General features: G+C 71.9%; 23 protein-coding genes and 4 pseudogenes. 15 read left to right on the top strand and 12 right to left on the bottom strand.

The genetic code is table 11. From position 1 onward, the window contains the following. Positions 1–21: 21 nt before the first annotated feature. The 6 genes and pseudogenes from E2C04_RS19245 to E2C04_RS04335 form a co-directional block, all read left to right on the top strand. Positions 22–561: pseudogene (locus E2C04_RS19245) on the top strand (exodeoxyribonuclease III); the annotation flags it as partial. A 22-nt stretch (positions 562–583) separates the two neighbouring features. Next, positions 584–814: an endonuclease/exonuclease/phosphatase family protein gene (locus E2C04_RS19240; protein WP_238694563.1), complete on the top strand. Its 231-nt coding sequence runs from the start codon at positions 584–586 to the stop codon at positions 812–814. Between the two features lie 97 nt (positions 815–911). Beyond that, positions 912–1,412 carry a hypothetical protein gene (locus E2C04_RS04345; RefSeq protein ID WP_135831680.1) on the top strand — a complete coding sequence of 167 codons (501 nt, stop codon included), beginning with the start codon at positions 912–914 and terminating at the stop codon, positions 1,410–1,412. A 36-nt stretch (positions 1,413–1,448) separates the two neighbouring features. Further along, positions 1,449–2,204 (top strand): DNA recombination protein RmuC, encoded by a 756-nt coding sequence (locus E2C04_RS04340; protein WP_238694419.1) that lies wholly within the window; start codon positions 1,449–1,451, stop codon positions 2,202–2,204. Next, positions 2,132–2,584, top strand: a complete 453-nt coding sequence (locus E2C04_RS19235) for a DNA recombination protein RmuC (RefSeq protein ID WP_238694487.1) — start codon at positions 2,132–2,134, stop codon at positions 2,582–2,584. Before E2C04_RS04340 ends, E2C04_RS19235 begins: the two co-directional genes overlap by 73 nt. A gap of 20 nt (positions 2,585–2,604) precedes the next feature. Next, on the top strand, positions 2,605–3,015 hold the full coding sequence (locus tag E2C04_RS04335) for a DUF6542 domain-containing protein (RefSeq protein ID WP_135831679.1): 411 nt from the start codon (positions 2,605–2,607) through the stop codon (positions 3,013–3,015). Between the two features lie 20 nt (positions 3,016–3,035). Here the strand turns inward: E2C04_RS04335 and E2C04_RS04330 are convergent. From E2C04_RS04330 to E2C04_RS04320, 3 genes and pseudogenes are all read right to left on the bottom strand, one after another. Next, positions 3,036–3,655: pseudogene (locus E2C04_RS04330) on the bottom strand (L-threonylcarbamoyladenylate synthase). Then, on the bottom strand, positions 3,655–4,686 hold the full coding sequence (locus E2C04_RS04325; protein WP_135831678.1) for a 4-hydroxy-3-methylbut-2-enyl diphosphate reductase: 1,032 nt from the start codon (positions 4,684–4,686) through the stop codon (positions 3,655–3,657). The pseudogene E2C04_RS04330 and the gene E2C04_RS04325 overlap by 1 nt, the downstream one beginning before the upstream one ends. After that, positions 4,683–5,546 carry a putative protein N(5)-glutamine methyltransferase gene (locus tag E2C04_RS04320; protein ID WP_202977899.1) on the bottom strand — a complete coding sequence of 288 codons (864 nt, stop codon included), beginning with the start codon at positions 5,544–5,546 and terminating at the stop codon, positions 4,683–4,685. Before E2C04_RS04320 ends, E2C04_RS04325 begins: the two co-directional genes overlap by 4 nt. Positions 5,547–5,594: 48 nt before the next feature. Here E2C04_RS04320 and xseA point away from each other — a divergent pair. From xseA to E2C04_RS04310, 3 genes and pseudogenes are all read left to right on the top strand, one after another. Then, a pseudogene (gene xseA, locus E2C04_RS21230) lies at positions 5,595–6,317 on the top strand (exodeoxyribonuclease VII large subunit); the annotation flags it as partial. Between the two features lie 83 nt (positions 6,318–6,400). Next, positions 6,401–6,865 (top strand): exodeoxyribonuclease VII large subunit, encoded by a 465-nt coding sequence (locus E2C04_RS21225; RefSeq protein WP_338088805.1) that lies wholly within the window; start codon positions 6,401–6,403, stop codon positions 6,863–6,865. Continuing rightward, on the top strand, positions 6,858–7,076 hold the full coding sequence (locus E2C04_RS04310; protein ID WP_135831677.1) for an exodeoxyribonuclease VII small subunit: 219 nt from the start codon (positions 6,858–6,860) through the stop codon (positions 7,074–7,076). Before E2C04_RS21225 ends, E2C04_RS04310 begins: the two co-directional genes overlap by 8 nt. A 28-nt stretch (positions 7,077–7,104) precedes the next feature. Here E2C04_RS04310 and E2C04_RS04305 read toward each other — a convergent pair whose 3' ends face one another. Together E2C04_RS04305 and E2C04_RS04300 are read right to left on the bottom strand one after the other, a co-directional pair. Beyond that, positions 7,105–7,332 (bottom strand): hypothetical protein, encoded by a 228-nt coding sequence (locus E2C04_RS04305; RefSeq protein WP_135831676.1) that lies wholly within the window; start codon positions 7,330–7,332, stop codon positions 7,105–7,107. Beyond that, entirely contained in the window at positions 7,329–7,715 is a 387-nt protein-coding gene (locus E2C04_RS04300; protein WP_135831675.1) for a DUF4245 family protein, read from the bottom strand. The genes E2C04_RS04305 and E2C04_RS04300 overlap by 4 nt, the downstream gene beginning before the upstream one ends. A 134-nt stretch (positions 7,716–7,849) precedes the next feature. On the opposite strand from E2C04_RS04300, the pseudogene glpX reads away from it, so the two are divergent. Further along, positions 7,850–8,870: pseudogene (glpX, locus tag E2C04_RS04295) on the top strand (class II fructose-bisphosphatase). 63 nt (positions 8,871–8,933) lie between these two features. Here the strand turns inward: glpX and E2C04_RS04290 are convergent. Next, on the bottom strand, positions 8,934–9,623 hold the full coding sequence (locus E2C04_RS04290) for a hypothetical protein (RefSeq protein WP_135831674.1): 690 nt from the start codon (positions 9,621–9,623) through the stop codon (positions 8,934–8,936). Between the two features lie 500 nt (positions 9,624–10,123). Between E2C04_RS04290 and E2C04_RS17620 the strand changes: the two genes are divergently transcribed. From E2C04_RS17620 to E2C04_RS04265, 5 genes are all read left to right on the top strand, one after another. Continuing rightward, positions 10,124–10,426 carry a hypothetical protein gene (locus E2C04_RS17620; protein WP_158630590.1) on the top strand — a complete coding sequence of 101 codons (303 nt, stop codon included), beginning with the start codon at positions 10,124–10,126 and terminating at the stop codon, positions 10,424–10,426. Continuing rightward, complete coding sequence (locus E2C04_RS04280; RefSeq protein ID WP_158630589.1) at positions 10,348–11,250, top strand: extracellular solute-binding protein; 903 nt, start codon at positions 10,348–10,350, stop codon at positions 11,248–11,250. Before E2C04_RS17620 ends, E2C04_RS04280 begins: the two co-directional genes overlap by 79 nt. A gap of 112 nt (positions 11,251–11,362) precedes the next feature. Further along, entirely contained in the window at positions 11,363–12,181 is an 819-nt protein-coding gene (locus E2C04_RS04275; protein WP_135831672.1) for a carbohydrate ABC transporter permease, read from the top strand. A gap of 4 nt (positions 12,182–12,185) precedes the next feature. After that, on the top strand, positions 12,186–13,022 hold the full coding sequence (locus E2C04_RS04270; RefSeq protein WP_135831671.1) for a carbohydrate ABC transporter permease: 837 nt from the start codon (positions 12,186–12,188) through the stop codon (positions 13,020–13,022). Between the two features lie 4 nt (positions 13,023–13,026). Further along, positions 13,027–14,274, top strand: coding sequence for an ABC transporter ATP-binding protein (locus E2C04_RS04265; RefSeq protein WP_135831670.1), 1,248 nt, complete (start codon positions 13,027–13,029; stop codon positions 14,272–14,274). Positions 14,275–14,324: 50 nt separating this feature from the next. On the opposite strand, the gene E2C04_RS04260 is transcribed toward E2C04_RS04265, so the two are convergent. From E2C04_RS04260 to E2C04_RS04235, 6 genes are read right to left on the bottom strand one after another with little or no spacing between them, the layout of a single operon-like run. Beyond that, positions 14,325–14,975, bottom strand: coding sequence for a DUF1707 SHOCT-like domain-containing protein (locus E2C04_RS04260; RefSeq protein ID WP_135831669.1), 651 nt, complete (start codon positions 14,973–14,975; stop codon positions 14,325–14,327). Positions 14,976–14,985: 10 nt separating this feature from the next. Beyond that, complete coding sequence (gene thiD / locus E2C04_RS04255) at positions 14,986–16,392, bottom strand: bifunctional hydroxymethylpyrimidine kinase/phosphomethylpyrimidine kinase (protein ID WP_135831668.1); 1,407 nt, start codon at positions 16,390–16,392, stop codon at positions 14,986–14,988. After that, the gene (locus E2C04_RS04250) at positions 16,389–17,162 is read right to left on the bottom strand and encodes a thiazole synthase (RefSeq protein WP_135831667.1); all 774 of its coding nucleotides are present in this window, start codon (positions 17,160–17,162) and stop codon (positions 16,389–16,391) included. The genes thiD and E2C04_RS04250 overlap by 4 nt, the downstream gene beginning before the upstream one ends. Beyond that, positions 17,159–17,374 carry a sulfur carrier protein ThiS gene (gene thiS / locus E2C04_RS04245; protein WP_135831666.1) on the bottom strand — a complete coding sequence of 72 codons (216 nt, stop codon included), beginning with the start codon at positions 17,372–17,374 and terminating at the stop codon, positions 17,159–17,161. The genes E2C04_RS04250 and thiS overlap by 4 nt, the downstream gene beginning before the upstream one ends. After that, entirely contained in the window at positions 17,365–18,378 is a 1,014-nt protein-coding gene (locus tag E2C04_RS04240) for an FAD-dependent oxidoreductase (RefSeq protein ID WP_202977897.1), read from the bottom strand. Before E2C04_RS04240 ends, thiS begins: the two co-directional genes overlap by 10 nt. Next, on the bottom strand, positions 18,378–18,965 hold the full coding sequence (locus E2C04_RS04235; protein WP_170213485.1) for a thiamine phosphate synthase: 588 nt from the start codon (positions 18,963–18,965) through the stop codon (positions 18,378–18,380). The genes E2C04_RS04240 and E2C04_RS04235 overlap by 1 nt, the downstream gene beginning before the upstream one ends.

Raw genomic sequence — 18,965 nt, 5'->3', positions numbered from 1 at the left:
GCCGACGACTAGGCTCGCCCGGTGCGAATCGCTACCTGGAACGTCAACTCCATCCGGACCCGTATCGACCGCGTCGAATCCTTCCTCGACCGCCACGACATCGACGTCCTGGCCGTCCAGGAGACGAAGGCGAAGGTCGAGCAGCTGCCGCTGATGGGCCTGGAGTCGCGCGGCTACGAGGTGGCCGCGGCCGGCTTCAGCCAGTGGAACGGCGTGGCACTGATCAGCCGCGTCGGGCTCGAGGACGTCCAGGTCGGCTTCGACACCATGCCCGGCTTCGGTGACCCCGAGACCCAGGAGGCCCGGGCCATCGGTGCCGTCTGCGGTGGACTGCGGATCTGGTCGCTCTACGTGCCCAACGGCCGCAAGCCCGAGGACCCGCACTACGTCTACAAGCTCGACTGGCTCGGTCGCCTGCGTGAGCAGGCCCAGCCGTGGCTTGCCGAGGACACCGTCCTGGTCGGCGACTGGAACGTCTGCCCCACCGACGAGGACGTCTTCGACCCCAAGCAGTTTCCGCAACTCCACCCACGTCACGCCGCCCGAGCGCGCTGCCTTCGGCGCGTTCCTGGAGGATGGCTACGTGGACGTCGTACGTCCGCACGCCCCCGGCCCGGACGTGTACACGTACTGGGACTACTACAGGCAGCGCTTCGAGCGGAACCGCGGCCTGCGCATCGACTTCATCCTCGGCTCCCCCTCGGTCGCCGCGAAGGTGACCCACGCCTTCATCGACGTCGACGAGCGCAACCCCGCCCTCGGCGAGGGCACGCCGAGCGACCACGCCCCCGTGATCGCCGACATCGACCTCTGACACAGCGCGCCGGGTGACACAGCGCGCCGGGTGACACAGCGCCCCGGGCAGACCCGGCTGACCCTAGGGTGCTGCCACGGGTTCCTTCAGCGAGATCGTGCTGTCGTTCGACTTCCGCGACGACACCCCCGCCGAGGTGATCGCCGGGTTCTCCGCCCTGGCCCCTCCCGTGCTTCCGGATCAAGCGCCCACGCTGCCGACACCCACCGTCGAGCCGTGGTACGAGTTCATCCCGGACTGGCGTGCGGCCTACGGCGACCCTGAGGCCGACCCGTTCCGCGACGAGCCGTGGCGCCACAACTGGGCACCGCACCTCGCCCTCTCGATGGGCGGCACCACCACCGCTCACGCCGTGCTGACGTGGGGCGAGATGGATGCCTGGAACCTGGACTGCCGGGTCGCCTGGAAGACCGGTCCGGAGGAGGTGAGCGAGGCGTTGTCGTGGTTGGCGCCCTTCGTCTCCACCCACTGGTTCCAGCGCCCCGTCCTCGTGGGCCACGTCCACCACGAGGCGGCGCCCCGCCCGCACCTCTTCTGGGTCGACCGAGGGTCGTGGGTGCTGGAGGACCTCAACCCGGACGACGAATGGAGGTGGTGAGCCAGAAATGTCGGCGCCCTCCTCCATGATCGACGCATGGACATCTCGACGCTGGTGACGCTGCTGGTCGGACTCCTCCTGGGCCTCGGCCTGGGTGGTCTGATCGGGTGGCTGTGGGCGCGCGCCCACACCCCCGCCGCCGACGACCTCCTGCCCGAGCTCCTCGAGGCACGCGCCGGCGACCAGGCCGTGGTCAAGGAGGGCCTCGACCGGCTCGCCGAGCACCTGCGCCTCATCGACCACGACCGCGCCACCTGGCAGGGCGAGTTCAACGCTCAGGTCCAGTCGATGCGCAGCACCACCGAGACCCTCCGTCGCGAGACCGCCTCCCTGGCCACCGCCCTGCGCAAGCCGCAGGTCCGCGGCCAGTGGGGCGAGATGCACCTGCGCCGCGCAGTCGAGCTGGCCGGGATGGTCGACCACGTCGACTTCTCCGAGCAGGTCCGCCTCGACGACGGCGTCCTGCGCCCCGACCTGGTGGTCCACCTCGCCGGCGGACGACAGGTCGTCGTCGACTCCAAGGTCCCGCTCGACGCGTTCCTCGACGCCTCGGCCGCCGAGGACGACGCCCGCCGCGCCGAGCACCTCACCCGGCACGCGCGCCAGCTGCGTACGCACGTCGACCAGCTCGGCGCCAAGGCCTACTGGCGCTCGCTGCCAGAGAGCCCCGAGTTCGTGGTCCTCTTCGTCTCCCCGCCGAGGCCTTCCTCTCCGTCGCGCTGGAGAGCCAGCGCGACCTCCTCGAGTACGCAGCCGCGCGCGACGTCGTGCTCGCCACCCCGACCACGCTGATCGCCCTCCTGCGCACCGTCGCCCACGGCTGGCGCCACGAGGCGGTGGCCGCCCAGGTCGCGGAGGTGCAGCAGCTCGGCCGCGAGCTCCACGAGCGGCTGGGCACCATGGGCGCCCACTTCTCCAAGGTCGGCCGCAGCCTGTCCAGCGCAGTGCAGTCCTACAACAGCGCGGTCGGCTCGCTGGAGGGGCGCGTCCTCGTCACCGCCCGCAAGTTCAACGACCTCGGGGTGGTCCGAAGCGACCTCGTCGAGCCGTCCCAGGTCGAGACCACACCCCGCCTGCTGGCTGCCCCCGAGTTCGACGACAACCCCGCGCCGCGGGGTCTCCCAACCCACTCGGAGGGCCAGATTGCGGCGCGCCGTGTCGCCGGGGAGTGACCGTGGCCTATTTTTGGCCCGTGACCCCAGACCAGCCGTCGTGGCTGTACGGAACCGAACCCAGGCGCCAGGTCGTGGCCCTCGGGTTCGCGCTGGTGCTCAGCGCCGTGGCGCTGGACTACCTGATGAGCGGTCACCTCAGCCTCTTCTTCGACCTCTGCTTCATCACCCTCTGCCTCTACCTGGCCATCCGGGTCGAGCAGTCGGCGCTCTCGCTGGGTGCGATGCTGCCGCCTGCGCTGATGCTCGCGGTCCTCGTGCTGCTCGGCCTCGCCGCGCCGCAGGTCGTCGCCCGCGCTGACGACGCGGTGGTCCAGGCGGTCGTCACCGGGCTCACCAACCACAGCGTGGCGCTGGTGGCCGGCTGGGCGTTGGCCCTGATCGCCCTCGAGGGACGCCGCCGCGGCGTCCTCAGCTCCGACGACCGCTGAGCGTCACGCCGGGACGCGCCTCACTCGAAGCGCGACGTGTCGCCTGCGCCCTCGCGCAGCACCTCGGGGTAACCCTCCGACCAGTCCACGACGGTGGTCGGCTGGGCGCTGACGTCACCCGAGTCGATCACGATGTCGACCTGGTGGTCGAGCTCCTCCTTGATCTCCCAGCCCATCGTGCGGGCCTCGGTCTCGCCCGGGAGGATCAGCGTGCTGGTGAGCAGCGGCTCCCCCAGCTCGCCGAGCAGCGCGCAGACCACCGGGTGGTCGGTGATGCGCACGCCGACGGTCCGCTTCTTGGGGTGCATGAGGCGCTTGGGCACCTCCGAGGTCGCCGGCAGGATGAACGTGTACGGCCCCGGGGTCGCCGCCTTATCGCCCGGAAGGCCGAGTTGTCGAGGTGCACGAACTGGCCCAGCTGGGCGAAGTCCGAGCACATCAGGGTGAAGTGGTGACGCTCGTCGAGGTCACGGATCTTCAGGATGCGGTCGCGGCCCTCGCGGTTGCCGAGCTGGCAGCCCAGCGCGTAGCCGGAGTCGGTCGGGTAGGCGATCAGCGCGTCGTCACGCAGCGCCTGCACGACCTGGCCGATGGTGCGGGCCTGCGGGTTGTCCGGGTGGACGTCGAGGTAGCGGGCCATCAGGAGCTCGCCTGGTCGGGCTGCGCGGCGGCCTGGGCGGCCTGCTGGGCCGCGCGGATGTCGCGTCGCAGCTCTGGCGGCAGCGCGAAGATCAGCGACTCCTCCGCCGACTGCACCGCGCGGGCGTCGGGGTAGCCACGGTCGGCCAGGAACGACAGCACCCCCTGCACGAGCTCCTCGGGGACCGAGGCGCCGGAGGTGACGGCCACGTTCTCCACGCCCTCGAGCCACGCCTCGTCGATCTCGTGGGCGTAGTCGACCAGGTAGGAGGCCTTCGCTCCGGCCTCCAGGGCGACCTCGACCAGGCGGACCGAGTTGGACGAGTTGCGCGAGCCCACCACGATCACCAGGTCGGCGCCCTGGGCGATCTCCTTCACCGCGAGCTGGCGGTTCTGGGTGGCGTAGCAGATGTCGTCGCTCGGCGGGTCGAGCAGCAGCGGGAACTTCTCCCGGATCGCCCGCACCGTCGCCATCGTCTCGTCGACCGACAACGTGGTCTGCGACAGCCAGGCCACCTTGGCCGGGTCGCGCACCTCGATGCCGGCGACGTCGGGCGACTCCACGAGCTGGATGTGGTCGGGCGCCTCACCGGCGGTGCCCTCGACCTCCTCGTGACCGGCGTGGCCGATCAGCAGGATGTCGTAGTCGTCGGCGGCGAAGCGCTTGGCCTCGTGGTGCACCTTCGTCACCAGCGGGCAGGTGGCGTCGATCGTCTTGAGGCTGCGCTCGGCGGCCTCGGCGTGCACGGCCGGGGAGACACCGTGCGCCGAGAAGACGACGGTCGAGCCGGCCGGCACCTCGTCAAGCTCCTCGACGAAGATCGCGCCGCGGTCCTGCAGGGTCGCGACGACGTGCTTGTTGTGCACGATCTCCTTGCGCACGTAGACCGGTGCGCCGTAGAGGTCGAGCGCCTTCTCGACTGTGATCACAGCCCGGTCGACGCCAGCGCAGTAGCCGCGCGGAGCAGCCAGCAGGACGCTCCTGGCGGCGTCGGGGTCGAGGACCGGGGGAATGCCGAGGTCGGTGGTCATGGTCCGAGTCTAGGAGGCGCCGGGTCGAACGGCGTGGTCGCGACCACCACGACCGGCCCGTCGTCCGTCGACGCCACGGCCCGGACGGCCAGGCCACGCTCCGCGAGGAGCGTCAGCGCACCGTCCACCTGGTCGGGAGACACCTCCACCAGCAGGTGCCCGCCGGGCCGCAGCCACTCCCCCGCCACGGCCGCGAGCCGACGGTGCACGGCGAGCCCGTCCTCCCCACCGTCCACGGTCGCCAACGGCTCGTGGTCACGCGACTCCCGCGGCATGAACGCGACGGCGCGGGAGGGGACGTACGGCGCGTTGGCCGTGCACACGTCGACCTGTCCGCGCCAGCCCTCGGGCAGCCCGGAGAAGAGGTCGCCGGCCACGGCGACACGCTCACGCTCGTCCGCACCGGCCCCACCGTGCGCGTCAAGGTTCGCGCGCGCCAGACGTACGGCCGTGGCGTCGACGTCGCTCAACGCCACGTCGGCGTCGGGCACGCGGCGTACGACGGCGCACCCCACCGCGCCCACGCCGCAGCAGAGGTCGACCACCCGCGGCCGCTCGATCCCGGCCAGCAACGCGACGGCCTCGTCGACCATCGCCACCGTCCCCTGGCGCGGCACGAAGACGCCCGGCGCCACCTGCAGCCGCAGCCCGTCGAACTCCACCCACCCCAGCACAAGCTCCAACGGCTCCCCCGCCACCCGCCGGCCCACCATGGCCTCCAGCGCGTCGGGGTCGGCAGCATCGCCGGCGTCGCCAGCGGCCTCGACCAGCAACCGTGCCTCGTCCTCGGCGAAGACGCAGCCCGCAGCGCGCAACGGCGCCACCAGTCCGTCCGCCACGGTCCTCCCCGTCTCCGTCACGTGCCGAGCCTGTCCGGTCCTGTCGGAGCGCGCCACTAGGCTCACCGCGTGGCACTCGAGACCTCCCTGGAGCAACCGGCACCGGTCCGGTCGATCGCCAACGCGCTCTCGGGATGGATCGACCGTCTCGGCGCGGTCTGGGTCGAGGGCCAGGTCACCCAGGTCTCGCGGCGACCGGGCCTGCAGACCGTCTTCATGACGCTGCGCGACTCGCACGCCGACATCTCGGTCAACGTCACCTGTGCGCGCAGCCTCTTCGACTCCCTCAACCCGCCGCTGGTCGAGGGGGCCAGCGTCGTCTTGCACGCCAAGCCCAGCTACTACGCCAACCGCGGCACCCTCTCGCTGGTCGCCCGCGACATCCGGATGGTCGGCCTCGGCGAGCTGCTCGCCCGCCTCGAGCGCCGCCGCCAGCTGCTGGCCGCCGAAGGACTTTTCGCCCCCGAGCTCAAGCGCCAGCTCCCCTTCCTGCCCGACTGCGTGGGCCTGGTCACCGCCCCCAAGTCGGCCGCCGAGCGCGACGTCCTCGACAACGCGCGGCGCCGCTGGCCGGCGGTCCGCTTCGAGGTCGCCCACGCCACCATGCAGGGCCAGAACTCCGCCGCCACCGTGATCGCCGCGCTCCAGCGCCTCGAGGCCAACCCGGCCGTCGACGTCATCGTCGTGGCCCGCGGCGGCGGCTCGGTCGAGGACCTGCTGCCCTTCAGCGACGAGAGCCTGGTCCGGCAGGTCCACTCGATGCGTACGCCGGTGGTCTCCGCCATCGGCCACGAGCCCGACCAGCCGCTGCTCGACCTGGTCGCCGACGTCCGCGCCTCCACCCCCACGACGCCGCCAAGCAGGTCGTGCCCGACATGGCCGAGGAGCTGGCCGGCGTGGTCTGGGCCCACGGACGCGTCCGGTCACTGGTCCGCGCCTACGTGGAGCGCGAGCAGCACACCCTCGACGCCCTGCGCTCCCGCCCCGCGCTGGCCGACCCTCGTACGCTGCTCGACGCCCGGGCCGACGAGGTCGCCGCCCTGCGCGACCGCGCCAGGCGTACGCTCTCGCACCGGCTCGACCGCGCCGCCGACGACGTCGACCACCACCGCGCCCGCGCGCGTGCCCTGTCCCCCCTGGCCACGTTGCAGCGCGGCTACGCCGTGGTGCAGGACGGCGACGGCCACGTGGTCACCTCGGTCACGGCGCTGCCCGCGGGCAGCGCGCTGACCGTGCGGCTGGCCGACGGCCGCGTGCACGCGACCTCCACCGACACCGAGCCCGACCACAGCCAGCCCCACCCCAGCCAGCCTCAGACCGCAGGAGCCGACGATGAGTGAGACCGCCCCGCAGGACCTCTCCTACGAGGAGGCCCGGGAGGAGCTGATCGAGGTGGTGCGCACGCTCGAGCAGGGCGGCACCACGCTCGAGGAGTCCTTGGCGCTGTGGGAGCGCGGCGAGGCGTTGGCGACGGCCTGCCAGGCGTGGCTCAACGGGGCGCGCCAGCGGCTCGACGACGCGATCGCCAAGGACGCACCCTCCGACGACTGAGCCCGACGCCTCGACCCGACGACTGAGGTCAGCTCGGCGTCGGGGAGCCCGACGGGGTCGGGACCGGCGTGCCCATCTCCCGCGGCTCGGTCACCGACGGGTCGGCCACGACCAGCATCGAGGCGAGCTCGACCAGGTCCTCGAGCGGGGCGGAGCCGTAGACCATCAGCTGGGTCTCACCGTGGTCGAGCACCAGCGCGTGGTCGCCGCCCTCGTCGGACCAGCTGCGCCACTCGCCGGCGAAGTCGCCGGTCACCGCGACGGGTCGCCGGGCCGGGCCTTCTCGTCGACGTAGGTCTTGAGCAGGTCCTCGAGGTCCTCGTCGTCCTGGCGGAACCCGACGAACTTCTCCTGGTCGGTGAGCATGCTGAGCTCGAGCACGGGCGGGTCGCTGGGCGCGATCCGGACGTTCGTGGCGATCCACTCCTCGGGGAGCACCTCGGGTGCCACCACCTCGCGCCCCTCGTCGACGAGCGCCGTCACGGCGGCCTGCCACTCGACGGCCTCGGGCTCGACCTGCGGCACCTCGCGGCTGGTCTCGCGGAAGGCGACGAAGGCCAGCACGCATCCGACCAGGACGATCATCGCGCCGACCATGCCTGCCATCGAGGTCTGGTAGCGACCGGGACTCTCACTCACGCGCCCATCCTCGCAGGTGGCGCCCACCCGACCGCCGCCCCCTCCCCGCCGTGGGCGGGCCCTGTGAGCGGGACCTCGTTCACGCCCCGCGGCCGGGCGCGGCGGGGCGTCCCGCGCCCGATACGATGCGCCCCATGACGAACGTCGACGCCTCCGTCTCGCCCACCCCGCCCGACCGCAACCTGGCCATGGAGCTGGTGCGCGTCACCGAGGCCGCCGCACTGGCAGCGGGTCGCTGGGTCGGACGCGGCGACAAGAACGGTGCCGACGGCGTCGCCGTCAACGCGATGCGCGTGATGATCTCCTCGGTCGCCATGAACGGCACCGTCGTCATCGGCGAGGGCGAGAAGGACGACGCCCCGATGCTCTTCAACGGCGAGCAGGTCGGCGACGGCACCGGCCCCGAGGTCGACGTCGCCGTCGACCCGATCGACGGCACCACGCTGACCGCCAAGGGCATGAACAACGCGATCGCCGTGATGGCGGTCGCCCCGCGCGGCGCGATGTACGACCCGTCGGCCGTCTTCTACATGGAGAACTGGTCACCGGCCCCGAGGCCGCCCACGTCGTCGACATCCGCAACCCCGTCCCGGAGAACATCCGCGCCGTGGCCCGCGCCAAGGGCACCCGCCCCGAGGACGTCACCGTCGTCATCCTCGACCGCCCGCGCCACGAGAGATGGTCGAGCAGATCCGCTCCACCGGCGCGCGGATCAAGTTCATCAGCGACGGCGACGTCGCCGGCGCGATCATGGCGGCCCGCCCCGACACCGGCGTCGACCTCATGCTCGGCATCGGCGGCACCCCCGAGGGCATCATCGCGGCCTGCGCCATGAAGGCGATCGGCGGCGTGATCCAGGGTCGCCTGTGGCCCACCGACGACGAGGAGCGCCAGCGCGCCATCGACGCCGGCCACAACCTCGACCCCAACTTCGTCCTCTCCACCGACGACCTGGTCACCGGTGACGACTGCTTCTTCGTCGCCACCGGCATCAGTGACGGCGAGCTGATGAAGGGCGTCCGCTACAAAGCAAACGGCGCCGCGACCACCCACTCGCTGGTGATGCGCTCGCGCAGCGGCACGATCCGCCAGGTCATCTCCGAGCACCAGCTCAGCAAGATGAAGAAGTTCTCCGCGATCAACTTCTCCCAGTGACCACCTCCCAGTGATCACGTGAGCCCGGTCGGGCTCACTTCTTCTGCCGCGTCGTCCCGATCGTCAGCCCCTTCGACTGCATGAGGTGGTCGACGCGGCAGTGGGTGCCGTCGGAGACCGTGTAGCAGAAGAAGCGGTCCTTGTTGTGACCAGCTGTACCCGGAACTTCGGCAGCTTGCCCTGCGGCACGCGTACGTAGCGCTGCCCCTGCACCGAGCGGATCCCCGAGACCCCCGTGGCGTGGTACTTGCGCCCCTTGGCGACCTTCGAGTGCAGCATCCGTGAGCCCTTGTTGCAGAACGACACGTTGCCGACCGTCGTCCCGGCGCTCACGCCGTAGAAGCTGACACCCAGGTCCACCGGGAACGACTTGCAGCGGTCGACGTTCTCGAAGTTCCGCCCCGCCGAGTACGACGTCCCGCGCAGCTTCGTCCGTCCGACGCTGGTGATGACCACGTCGTACCAGCCCCAGTCCTGGTCACCCTTGCGCTTGCGCATCTCCGAGGTCACGTCGACCGCGTAGAAGTCGTACCGGTTGTTCTGGTCGAGGATCTTGTAGGTCGAGGCGGTCACCCGGATCCGCGCCGACGCCTGCTTCGACCGGTAGGACGGCGGCACCTCCTTGCCGGAGACGCAGTCCGGGCACACGCGTACGTAGTCGATGACGCGCGTCTTGACCTGCCGGTTGCGGGCGGTCTGGAAGGCCGGTACGCCGGTGGGCGTCGGCCCCTCCACGCGGCCTGCGGCCGCCACCTGCCCCGCAACCGAGGTTGACGTCGCGCTGCGCGCGTTTGCGCCGGGTGACGCGTGGGCAGGTGACTGGCCTGCGAGCACGGACGCGCAGGCGAGGGCGGACAGCCCCGCCCCGGCACGACGCAGGGATTCCCGAGAAGAGTTCATGGCGTCGACACAAGCACGGTCCCATCCACCCCACAACCCATCAGGAGACACGTTGTCAGGCACAACGCAAGGCCTGAGGGGGTTGCGGCAAGTGACCCACAAGGACTACATGTGATGGAGACCACATCGAGGAGGGTCATGCGAACGCAACGCTTCCGCCCACGTCAAGGAACACCACGCCTGCGTCGCGCGGGCCTGGCCGTGGCCGCAGTCCTGCTCGGGTCGTCCGTCCTGGCGGCCTGCGGCTCGGGGACGACGGCAAGGTCTCACTGAACTGGTACATCAACCCGGACGCGCAGGAGACGGTCGCCACGATCGCCGAGAACTGCTCGACCGACGACTACGACATCTCGGTGCAGCTGCTGCCCAACAACGCGACGGAGCAGCGTACGCAGCTCGCCCGCCGCCTGGCGGCCAAGGACTCGTCCACCGACCTGATGAACCTCGACCCGATCTTCGTGCCGGAGTTCGCCAGCGCCGGGTGGCTCGAGCCCTTCACCGGCGAGCTGGCCGACCGGGCCATCGACGACGACGTGCTCGAGGCGCCGCCGCCACCGCCACCTGGGAGGACGAGGTCGTGGTGGTCCCGCAGTGGGCCAACACCCAGGTGCTCTGGTACCGCAAGTCGCTCGCCGAGAAGGCCGGGCTCGACATGACGCAGCCCGTCACCTGGAAGCAGATCATCGAGGCGGCCGACCAGAACGACGGCACCGTCGGCGTCCAGGCCAACAAGTACGAGGGCTACGTGGTCTGGCTCAACGCACTCGTGACGGGCGCGGGCGGCGACCTGGTCAGCGACACCGAGCAGGGCCGCGACGCGAAGGTCGACGTCGACTCCGACGCCGGCCGCGCCGCTGCCGAGGTGATCCAGCAGCTCGCCGACTCCGGCGCCGCACAGAACGACCTCTCGGTCTCCAACGAGGGCACCAGCCTCGGCCGCCTGCTCGAGGGTCCGTCGACCGAGGACAACGGCTCCTTCATGGTCAACTGGACCTTCGTCTACAAGAACATGGAGGACGGCGAGGCCAACGGCACCCTGGTCAAGGGCGCGATGAAGGACCTCGGCTGGGCCCGCTACCCGGCCACCGTCGAGGGCGAGGAGTCCCGCCCGCCGATCGGCGGCATCCAGGTCGGCGTCGGCGCCTACAGCGACCACAAGGAGATGGCCCAGGAGGCCGCGCTCTGCGTGACCAACCCCGACGCGCAGGAGGCGTTGGCCGTCGAGGCCGGGCTCTTCCCGTCCCGTGGCTCGGTCTACGAGGCCGAAGCCCTCAAGGAGGCCTACCCCGAGGACCTGCTGGCGCTCTTCCGCGAGTCGGTCGACTCGGCCGGTCCCCGCCCGCAGAGCGCCTTCTACAGCCAGATCTCCGGTGCGCTCCAGTCGGTCTGGCACCCCCCGACGTCGGTCAGCCCCGACACCACCCCGAAGGAGTCGGCCTCGTTCCTCTCCGACGTCCTGGACGGAAGGAGACTCCTGTGAGCACAGTGACAGCTCCTCGCGTCAAGGCTCGCAAGGAGCGCGTCGACGCCTCCGACCGGGCCGTCGCCGAGAACAAGCTGGGCCAGAAGCTGGTCGCCCCGCCATCGCCCTGATGCTGCTGGTCACGGCCTTCCCGATGGTCCGCGCCATCTGGCTGAGCGTGTACGACTACAGCCTCACCGCACCTGACGACAAGAGCTTCGTGGGGGCCCGCAACTACGTCACGGCCCTCACCGACTCACTCTTCTGGTCCACCACCCTCAACACCGTCTTCATCATGGTGGTGACGGTGGCGGTCGAGCTGGTCATCGGCTTCGCCTTCGCCATGGTGATGCACCGGGTGATCTTCGCCCGCGGCATCATCCGCACCTCGATCCTGATCCCCTACGGCATCATCACCGTGGTCTCGGGCTTCGCGTGGCAGTTCGCCTTCTCCAACACCAACGGCTTCGTCAACGACTGGCTGCCCTTCGTCGGCTCCGACTTCAACTGGTTCGGCGAGTACGGCTCGGCGATGGCCGCGATCATGGTCTCGGAGATCTGGAAGACCACGCCCTTCATGTCGCTGCTCCTGCTGGCCGGCCTGGCCCAGGTCTCGGAGGACATGCTGGAGGCCGCCAAGGTCGACGGCGCCACCTGGTGGCAGCGGCTGTGGAAGGTGATCCTTCCCAACATGCGCTCGGCGATCATGGTCGCTGTCCTCTTCCGCGCGCTGGACGCCTACCGCATCTTCGACAACATCTTCGTGATGACGGCAGGTGCCCAGGGCACCGAGTCGGTCTCGTTCCTCACCTACCGGCAGGTGATCGAGCAGTTCCAGCTGGGCATCGGGTCCGCGCTCTCGGTGCTGCTCTTCCTGTCCGTCCTCATCGTGGCCTTCGTGATCGTGAAGGTCTTCCGCGTCGACCTGGCCGCAGCCAGGCAGGAGTGAAGAGATGAAGCCACTGCAGAAGGTCGGCGTCGTGCTCGGCGCCCTGCTGATCCTCGCCTGGTGCCTGCTCCCGGTCGCCTGGATCCTGTCGCTCAGCCTCAAGGACCCCAACGCCGTCGCCGCCGGGTCGCCGGGCTTCCTGCCCGGGGACGCCTACGTCGGCTTCGACAACTACGAGCTCGTCTGGGACAACGACCAGTTCCGGCGGGCCATCCTCAACTCCATCGGCATCTCGCTGATCGCCACGCTGCTCTCGGTGATCATCGCGACGCTGGCTGCGTACGCGATCGCGCGCCTGGAGTTCAAGGGCAAGAAGTTCGTGCTCACGATGGCGCTGGTGATCGCGATGTTCCCGGTGGTCTCGCTCGTGGGCCCGCTCTTCGACATGTGGCGCACGGTCGGGCTGTACGACACCTGGCCCGGCCTGATCATCCCCTACATGTCGTTCACGCTCCCGCTGGCGATCTGGACGCTCTCGGCATTCTTCCGGGAGATCCCGTGGGAGATGGAGCAGGCGGCGCAGGTCGACGGCGCCACCGCGTGGCAGGCCTTCCGCAAGGTGATCGTCCCGCTCGCGGCCCCGGGTGTCTTCACCGCCGCGATCCTGACGTTCTTCTTCGCCTGGAACGACTTCGTCTTCGGGATCTCGCTGACCTCCACCGAGACGGCCCGCCCGATCCCCGCCGCGCTCTCGTTCTTCGTCGGGGCCGACCCGTTCAACCGACCGGCTTCCCTGCTCGCCGCGGGCGCCGTGCTCTCGACGATCCCGATCGTCATCATCGTCCTGCTGTTCCAGCGCAAGATCGTCGCCGGACTGACCTCCGGCGCAGTGAAGGGTTGATCCGATGGCTGCCATCACAATGAACCACATCGTCAAGCGCTACGGCGACGGCTTCCCCGCCGTCAACGACGTCAGCATCGACGTCGCCGACGGCGAGTTCATGATCCTCGTCGGCCCCTCGGGCTGCGGGAAGTCGACCCTGCTGCGCATGGTCGTCGGCCTCGAGGACATCACCGACGGCGACATGATGATCGGCGACCGTCGGGTCAACGACCTCGCACCCCGCGACCGCAACCTGGCGATGGTCTTCCAGAACTATGCGCTCTACCCGCACCTGACCGTCTACGAGAACATCGCCTTCCCGCTGCGCCTGGCCGGTGCGGACGACAAGGAGGTCGACAAGAAGGTGCGCGAGGCGTCGAAGACCCTCGAGCTCGACGAGCACCTGGAGCGCAAGCCCGGCAACCTGTCCGGTGGCCAGCGCCAGCGCGTCGCCATGGGCCGCGCGATCGTCCGCGACGCCGACGCCTTCCTCTTCGACGAGCCGCTGTCGAACCTCGACGCCAAGCTGCGCGGGCAGATGCGCACCGAGATCGCCCGGCTGCAGAAGCGGCTCGGCATCACCACCATCTACGTCACCCATGACCAGACCGAGGCCATGACGCTGGGCGACCGGGTCGCGGTGCTCAAGCGCGGCGTGCTGCAGCAGCTCGCCTCGCCGCGCGAGCTGTACGAGAACCCCGGCAACCTCTTCGTCGCCGGCTTCATCGGCTCCCCGCCGATGAACTTCCTGCCGGCCGAGGTCGACGGCACGACCGTCAAGCTGCCGTTCGGCGAGGTGCAGATCCCGCAGGCCAAGGCCGACAAGGCGCAGGGCAAGGGCCTGCTGATCGCTGGCATCCGGCCCGAGCACTTCGAGGACGCCAGCGTGGTCGGCGACAAGGCCAGCGAGGGCTCCACCTTCTCGGCGACCGTCGACGTGGTGGAGTGGCTGGGCAACCAGGCCTACGCCTACGTGCCCTTCGAGGCGCCGCCGGAGGTCCGTGAGCAGCTGGAGCAGCTCGAGAAGGACCTCGACGGCGAGTCGCTGCGTACGCAGATGGTCGTCTCACTCGACGGCGCGAGCCGCATCTCCGACGGCGACGAGGCGCAGATCTGGGTCAACTCCTCCAAGATGCACCTCTTCGACCCGGCGACCGGCGAGAACCTCACCGTCGACGTCGAGCACGCCGGACGCATCCCCGGCCTGGAGGACCCGAAGGAGCAGGCGCACGCCGAGAAGATGGCGGACGAGGCCGACCAGGTCGGCTGAGGGTCACCGACGAACGCAGAACCTGGGAGTGCTGGGCCGTTGACGTGACGTCAGCGGCCCGGCTTCTTGCGGAGGTTCCGCGGCTCCCCCGGCATGCGCTTGCGGGTCACGGTCACCGCACCCATCAGGGCCAGGCCCTTCACCCGGATCGTCGGTGACTGCAGGCCGATCTCGGGCTGCACCCGGTCGCGCCCCTGCTCGTAGGCACCCATCACGCCGTGACCCTCCACGATGACCTGGGTGCCGGCGTTGACGTGGATGTCGACCGACCCCATCAGGGTGTGGGCGTAGATCACGGTCTCCTGCGCCGTGAAGACGGCCTGACGCAGGTCGAGCGTCACCGCCCCCATGACCGCGAAGGCGGTCAGCTGGTCGGGGACCCGCCAGACGCCCTTGCGGTCCACGCTCGACATCAACGCGAAGCTCGAGGTGTGCACCGGCAGCGGCACGCCGCCCGGGGCCGCCGTCGCCGGGATCCCGCCGAACGTCTGGGGCGCGGGCAGGTGCGGGCCCGGCAGGTCGAGGGTGATCGGGACCAGGTCGGCGTACACCTTCGCCGCGTAGGTCGCCTCGAGGCGTTCCTCGAGCTCGTCGAGGTCGATGCGGCCGTCGGCGGCCGCGTCACGCAGCACGTCGGCGACCTTGTGCCGGTCGGCGTCGGAGATGCGCAGCCGGGAGGGGTCGCCGTGCTGGTGGTCCATGCCCGGCAGCCTACCGAGGCGACCGGCGTCGCCGCTCCACTCCGTACTCGCCCACGCAGGGCACCAGGTGGCTGACGGGACCACGTCCGCGGCCCAACGACCACCCGCTCCCCTGCCGCAGCTGCCCGGTGACGTACGCCGCCGCGTCGGCCACGGCCGTCTCCAGCGTCCGACCGTGAGCCAGGCCCGCGGCGACCGCGCTGGAGTAGGTGCAGCCGCTGCCGTGGTCGTGGGTGGTCGCCACCACCGGGTGCCGGACGGCCTGCGGCACTCCCCCGGGCAGGCAGAGCCAGTCGACGCAGTCGGCGGCCACCGCCCCCTCCGCACGCCACTCCGGTCCCCCGGTGACGACCACGGCGCAGCCGGTGTCGGCCAGGCGCTCGGCGAGCTCCGACGACGGCACCTCGACGCCGCAGAGCGCGACCGCCTCGTCGCGGTTGGGCGTGGCGACGGTGGCGCGTGGGAGCAAGTGGGCCGCGTACGCCCGGGCCACGTCGGCGCCACCGAGCACGGCGCCGCTCGTGGCCACCAGGACCGGGTCGACGACCAGCGGCAGGTGCCCGAGGCGCTCGGCGACCAGCCGGACCACGTCCACGCTGCCCAGCATCCCGGTCTTCACCGCTGCCACGGCCAGGTCGTCGGTCACCGCCTCCACCTGCGCCGCCACCACCGGCAGCGGCACGGCGTGCACCGCCCGCACCCCGGTGGTGTCCTGGGCCGTCACGGCCGTCACCACGCAGGCCCCGTGGACGCCCAGGTGCGACCACGTGGTCAGGTCAGCCGCGACGCCCGCGGCACCTCCCGAGTCCGTGCCGGCCACCGTCAGCACCACCGGGGGCGTCCCCGGTGTCGGGCCCGTCATGCCAGCGCCCGCAGCGGAGCGGACCACACGCCCGGGATGGTCGGCGCGCATCACCTCACCCATCACTGCGACGCCGTGGGCGCCGGCCTCGACGGCCGCGGCCGCGTTGGACGGGCGTACGCCGCCGAGCGCCAGCACCGGGAGCGCGTGCCCGGCGTACGCCTGACGCGGAAGCGGCGGCCCGTAGCCCAGCTTGCTGAGGCTCGCCGCCCACGGCGACAGCGTCACCCACCGGGCGCCCTGCGCCCCCGCCTCGGCGACCTCCGACGCGCGGTGGCACGACCTCCCCCACCAGCCCTCGGGCGGCTCCGGCTGGCTGGCCGCCAGGTGGAGGCCGTCGGCGGCCTCGTCGGCCAGCCGCGACGAGATCACCGTCAGCCCGGGCAGGGCCTTGAGGGCCACGATCACGCCGTGGCGCGTGCTGGGCGGCAGGTCGTGCTCGCGCACGACGACCGTACGCAGCCCTGCCGCGACGCAGTCCGCGACCACGCTGAGGAGGTCGTGGCGCGGGGAGAGCTGACGGCGGTCGGTCAGCAGGACGAGCCGCGAGATCATGCGATCCTCCCGTCGAGCGGGCTGGCCGAGCGGGCGACGGCCTGGGCCGGGATCCTGCCGGCGAGCCGGGCGGAGCGCCCGGCCTCCACCCCGAGGCGCAGCGCCCGGGCCATCGCGACCGGGTCCGCCGCCCGCGTGACGGCGCTGGCCGCCAGCACCGCATGGCACCCCAGCTCCAGCGCCAGGGCGGCGTCGGAGGCGGTGCCGATGCCCGCGTCGAGGACGACCGGCACGTCGACGGCCGCCACCACCGCCTCGATCGCGAACGGGTTGAGCACTCCCAGCCCCGACCCGATCGGTGAGCCCAACGGCATCACCGCGGCGCAGCCGACGTCGCGCAGGCGGGCGGCCACCACGGGGTCGTCGCTCGTGTAGGGCAGCACCACGAACCCCCGGCGGACCAGCTCCTCGGCCGCCCGCAGCAGCTCGACCACGTCGGGCACCAGCGAGACGTCGTCACCGATCACCTCCAGCTTGACCCAGTCGGTGCCGAGCGCCTCGCGGGCGAGCTCCGCCGTCAGCACCGCCTCGTCGGCGTCCAGGCACCCGGCCGTGTTGGGCAGCACCTCGGCACCGGAGCGGGCGATCGCGTCGAGCAGCCCGCCGGGCGCGGTGGACGACGTGCGCCGCACGCTGACCGTGACCAGGGCCGGCCGCGCCGCCTCGAGGACCGGCGCCACCAGGTGGGGCGACGGCAGTCCGCCGGTGCCGAGCAGCAGCCGCGACTCGAAGGTGCGTCCGGCGATCTCCAGGAGCTCCGGTGCGCTCATCCGCCCGCCACCGCCCCGACGACCTCGACCCGGTCGCTCGGCCGGAGCCGGGCGTGCGCCAGCGCGGAGCGTGGCACCACCTCCCCGTTCAGCGCGACGGCGCACCCGGTGGGCACGCACCCGGGCGCCAGCTCCTCGTACTGCTCGACGAGCAGCGCCGCCACGGTCGTCGCGGCGGTCGGGACCGTCGTCCCGTTGAGCGTCACCTGCATCTCTCCTCCTCCTGGTCGGGATCGTGGTCGGGCATGAATCGGCGTGGGTCGAGCGCCCGCACGGTGGCGGCACCCTCGAGCTGGTCGGCGAGCATCCGGGCCAGCAGCGGCGCGAGCAGCACGCCGTGGCGGAAGGCCCCGGCCGCGAGCCAGACGCCGGGTGCGGCCGGGCCGAGCAGCGGCAGGTGGTCGGGGGTGGCGGGCCGGTCGGCGGCCAGCGTCTCGACGACCGCGGCGGTCTCCACGGCCGGCCACAGCGTGCGGCCGGCCCGCAGCAGGCGGAGCAGCCCGCCGGCCGTCACCACCGGGGGCCGGTCGTGCTCCTCGCTGGTGGCGCCGACGACCAGGCGGCCGTCGCGACGCGGCACCAGGTAGACCTCCTCCCCCACCCGGGCACGGACCACGTGGCCGGGCACGCGCGACGGAGCGAGCACCACCAGCTCGCCGCGCACCCCGCGCACCAGGTGGTCGTAGGGCGCCGGCAGCCGCGCCCCGGTGGCCGCCACCACCGCGTCGGGAGGCTCGGTCGGCCGGTTGGCGACCACCCGGCCGCCCAGTCGCCCCAGCAGCGCTGCGACCACCGCGCGTGGGTCGACGCAGCGCTCGTCCAGGCGGGCGACCAGGCTGGTGCGGCCCAGCCCGGGCTCGACGTCCGCCGCCACCTCCTCGGCGCGGTGGCCGAGCCGGTCGAGCAGGTCGAGGTGGCGGCGCAGCGCCGCGGCGTCCGCGGCGTCACGGGCGACCAGCAGCGTGCCGCGGGCGTCGAGGCCGACGCCGAGGCGGGCAGCGTACGCAGGCCAGAGCGCTGTCGCCTCGACCCCCAGCCGGAACGCCACCTCCTCGCCGAACCACGCCTCCCCGCCGGGGCTGAGCATCCCGGCCGCCACATAACTGGCTCCGCTGCCCGGGCGCCGGTCGACGGCCGTCACGTCGTGACCGCGCGCGACGAGCTCGTCGGCGCAGGCCAGGCCGACGATCCCGCCGCCGAGCACGTGCACCCGCATCAGCCGACCGCCTTCACCAGCTCCTTCGCGGCGGAGAGTGGGTCGGGGGCCCGCCAGATCCCTCCGATGACGGCGACCCCGTGCGCCCCGGCGGCGCGGGCAGCGGCTGCCCGCTCGGCGTCGAGGCCGCCGATCCCGACCAGGGGCAGCGGGCCGGTCGCGCGGGTGAGCGCCTCGAGTCCGAGGGGCGCGGGGAGCCCCGGCTTGCTCGCGGTCGCGAAGAGCGGTCCGAAGCCGGCGTACGTCGCCCCGGCTGCCGCGGCCCGCTCGACGGCCCGCAGGCTGCGGCAGGTCGCGCCGACCCACAGGTGCGGCGCCAGGCGGACGGCGTCGGCGACCGGCAGGTCCTCGGCGCCGAGGTGCACCCCGTCGGCGCCGGCGGCGAGCGCCACGTCGAGGCGGTCGTTGACGACGACACGGGCACCGTGGGGGCGGACGGCGCTGATCGTCACCCGGGCCAGGGTGAGCAGCTCGGCGGTGGTGGCGTCGGGGTCGCGCACCTGGAAGCCGTCGACGCCGGCCAGGGCCAGGTCGGGCAGCAGGGCCAGGTCGTCGCGGCAGCTGACGAGGCAGAACAGGCGTGACAA

The sequence above is a fragment of the Nocardioides daphniae genome (assembly GCF_004777465.1).
GTDB classification, from domain to species: Bacteria; Actinomycetota; Actinomycetes; order Propionibacteriales; family Nocardioidaceae; genus Nocardioides; species Nocardioides daphniae.
This window is presented reverse-complemented; position numbering and strand designations above follow the sequence as displayed.

Coding starts and splice junctions, on each gene's coding strand:
- E2C04_RS04340 (WP_238694419.1), top strand. CDS start 1,449: ATGGACATCTCGACGCTGGTGACGCTGCTGGTCGGACTCCTCCTGGGC.
- E2C04_RS04325 (WP_135831678.1), bottom strand. CDS start 4,686: ATGACCACCGACCTCGGCATTCCCCCGGTCCTCGACCCCGACGCCGCC.
- E2C04_RS21225 (WP_338088805.1), top strand. CDS start 6,401: ATGGCCGAGGAGCTGGCCGGCGTGGTCTGGGCCCACGGACGCGTCCGG.
- E2C04_RS04310 (WP_135831677.1), top strand. CDS start 6,858: ATGAGTGAGACCGCCCCGCAGGACCTCTCCTACGAGGAGGCCCGGGAG.
- E2C04_RS04275 (WP_135831672.1), top strand. CDS start 11,363: ATGCTGCTGGTCACGGCCTTCCCGATGGTCCGCGCCATCTGGCTGAGC.
- E2C04_RS04270 (WP_135831671.1), top strand. CDS start 12,186: ATGAAGCCACTGCAGAAGGTCGGCGTCGTGCTCGGCGCCCTGCTGATC.
- E2C04_RS04265 (WP_135831670.1), top strand. CDS start 13,027: ATGGCTGCCATCACAATGAACCACATCGTCAAGCGCTACGGCGACGGC.
- E2C04_RS04260 (WP_135831669.1), bottom strand. CDS start 14,975: ATGGACCACCAGCACGGCGACCCCTCCCGGCTGCGCATCTCCGACGCC.
- thiD (WP_135831668.1), bottom strand. CDS start 16,392: ATGATCTCGCGGCTCGTCCTGCTGACCGACCGCCGTCAGCTCTCCCCG.
- E2C04_RS04250 (WP_135831667.1), bottom strand. CDS start 17,162: ATGAGCGCACCGGAGCTCCTGGAGATCGCCGGACGCACCTTCGAGTCG.
- thiS (WP_135831666.1), bottom strand. CDS start 17,374: ATGCAGGTGACGCTCAACGGGACGACGGTCCCGACCGCCGCGACGACC.
- E2C04_RS04240 (WP_202977897.1), bottom strand. CDS start 18,378: ATGCGGGTGCACGTGCTCGGCGGCGGGATCGTCGGCCTGGCCTGCGCC.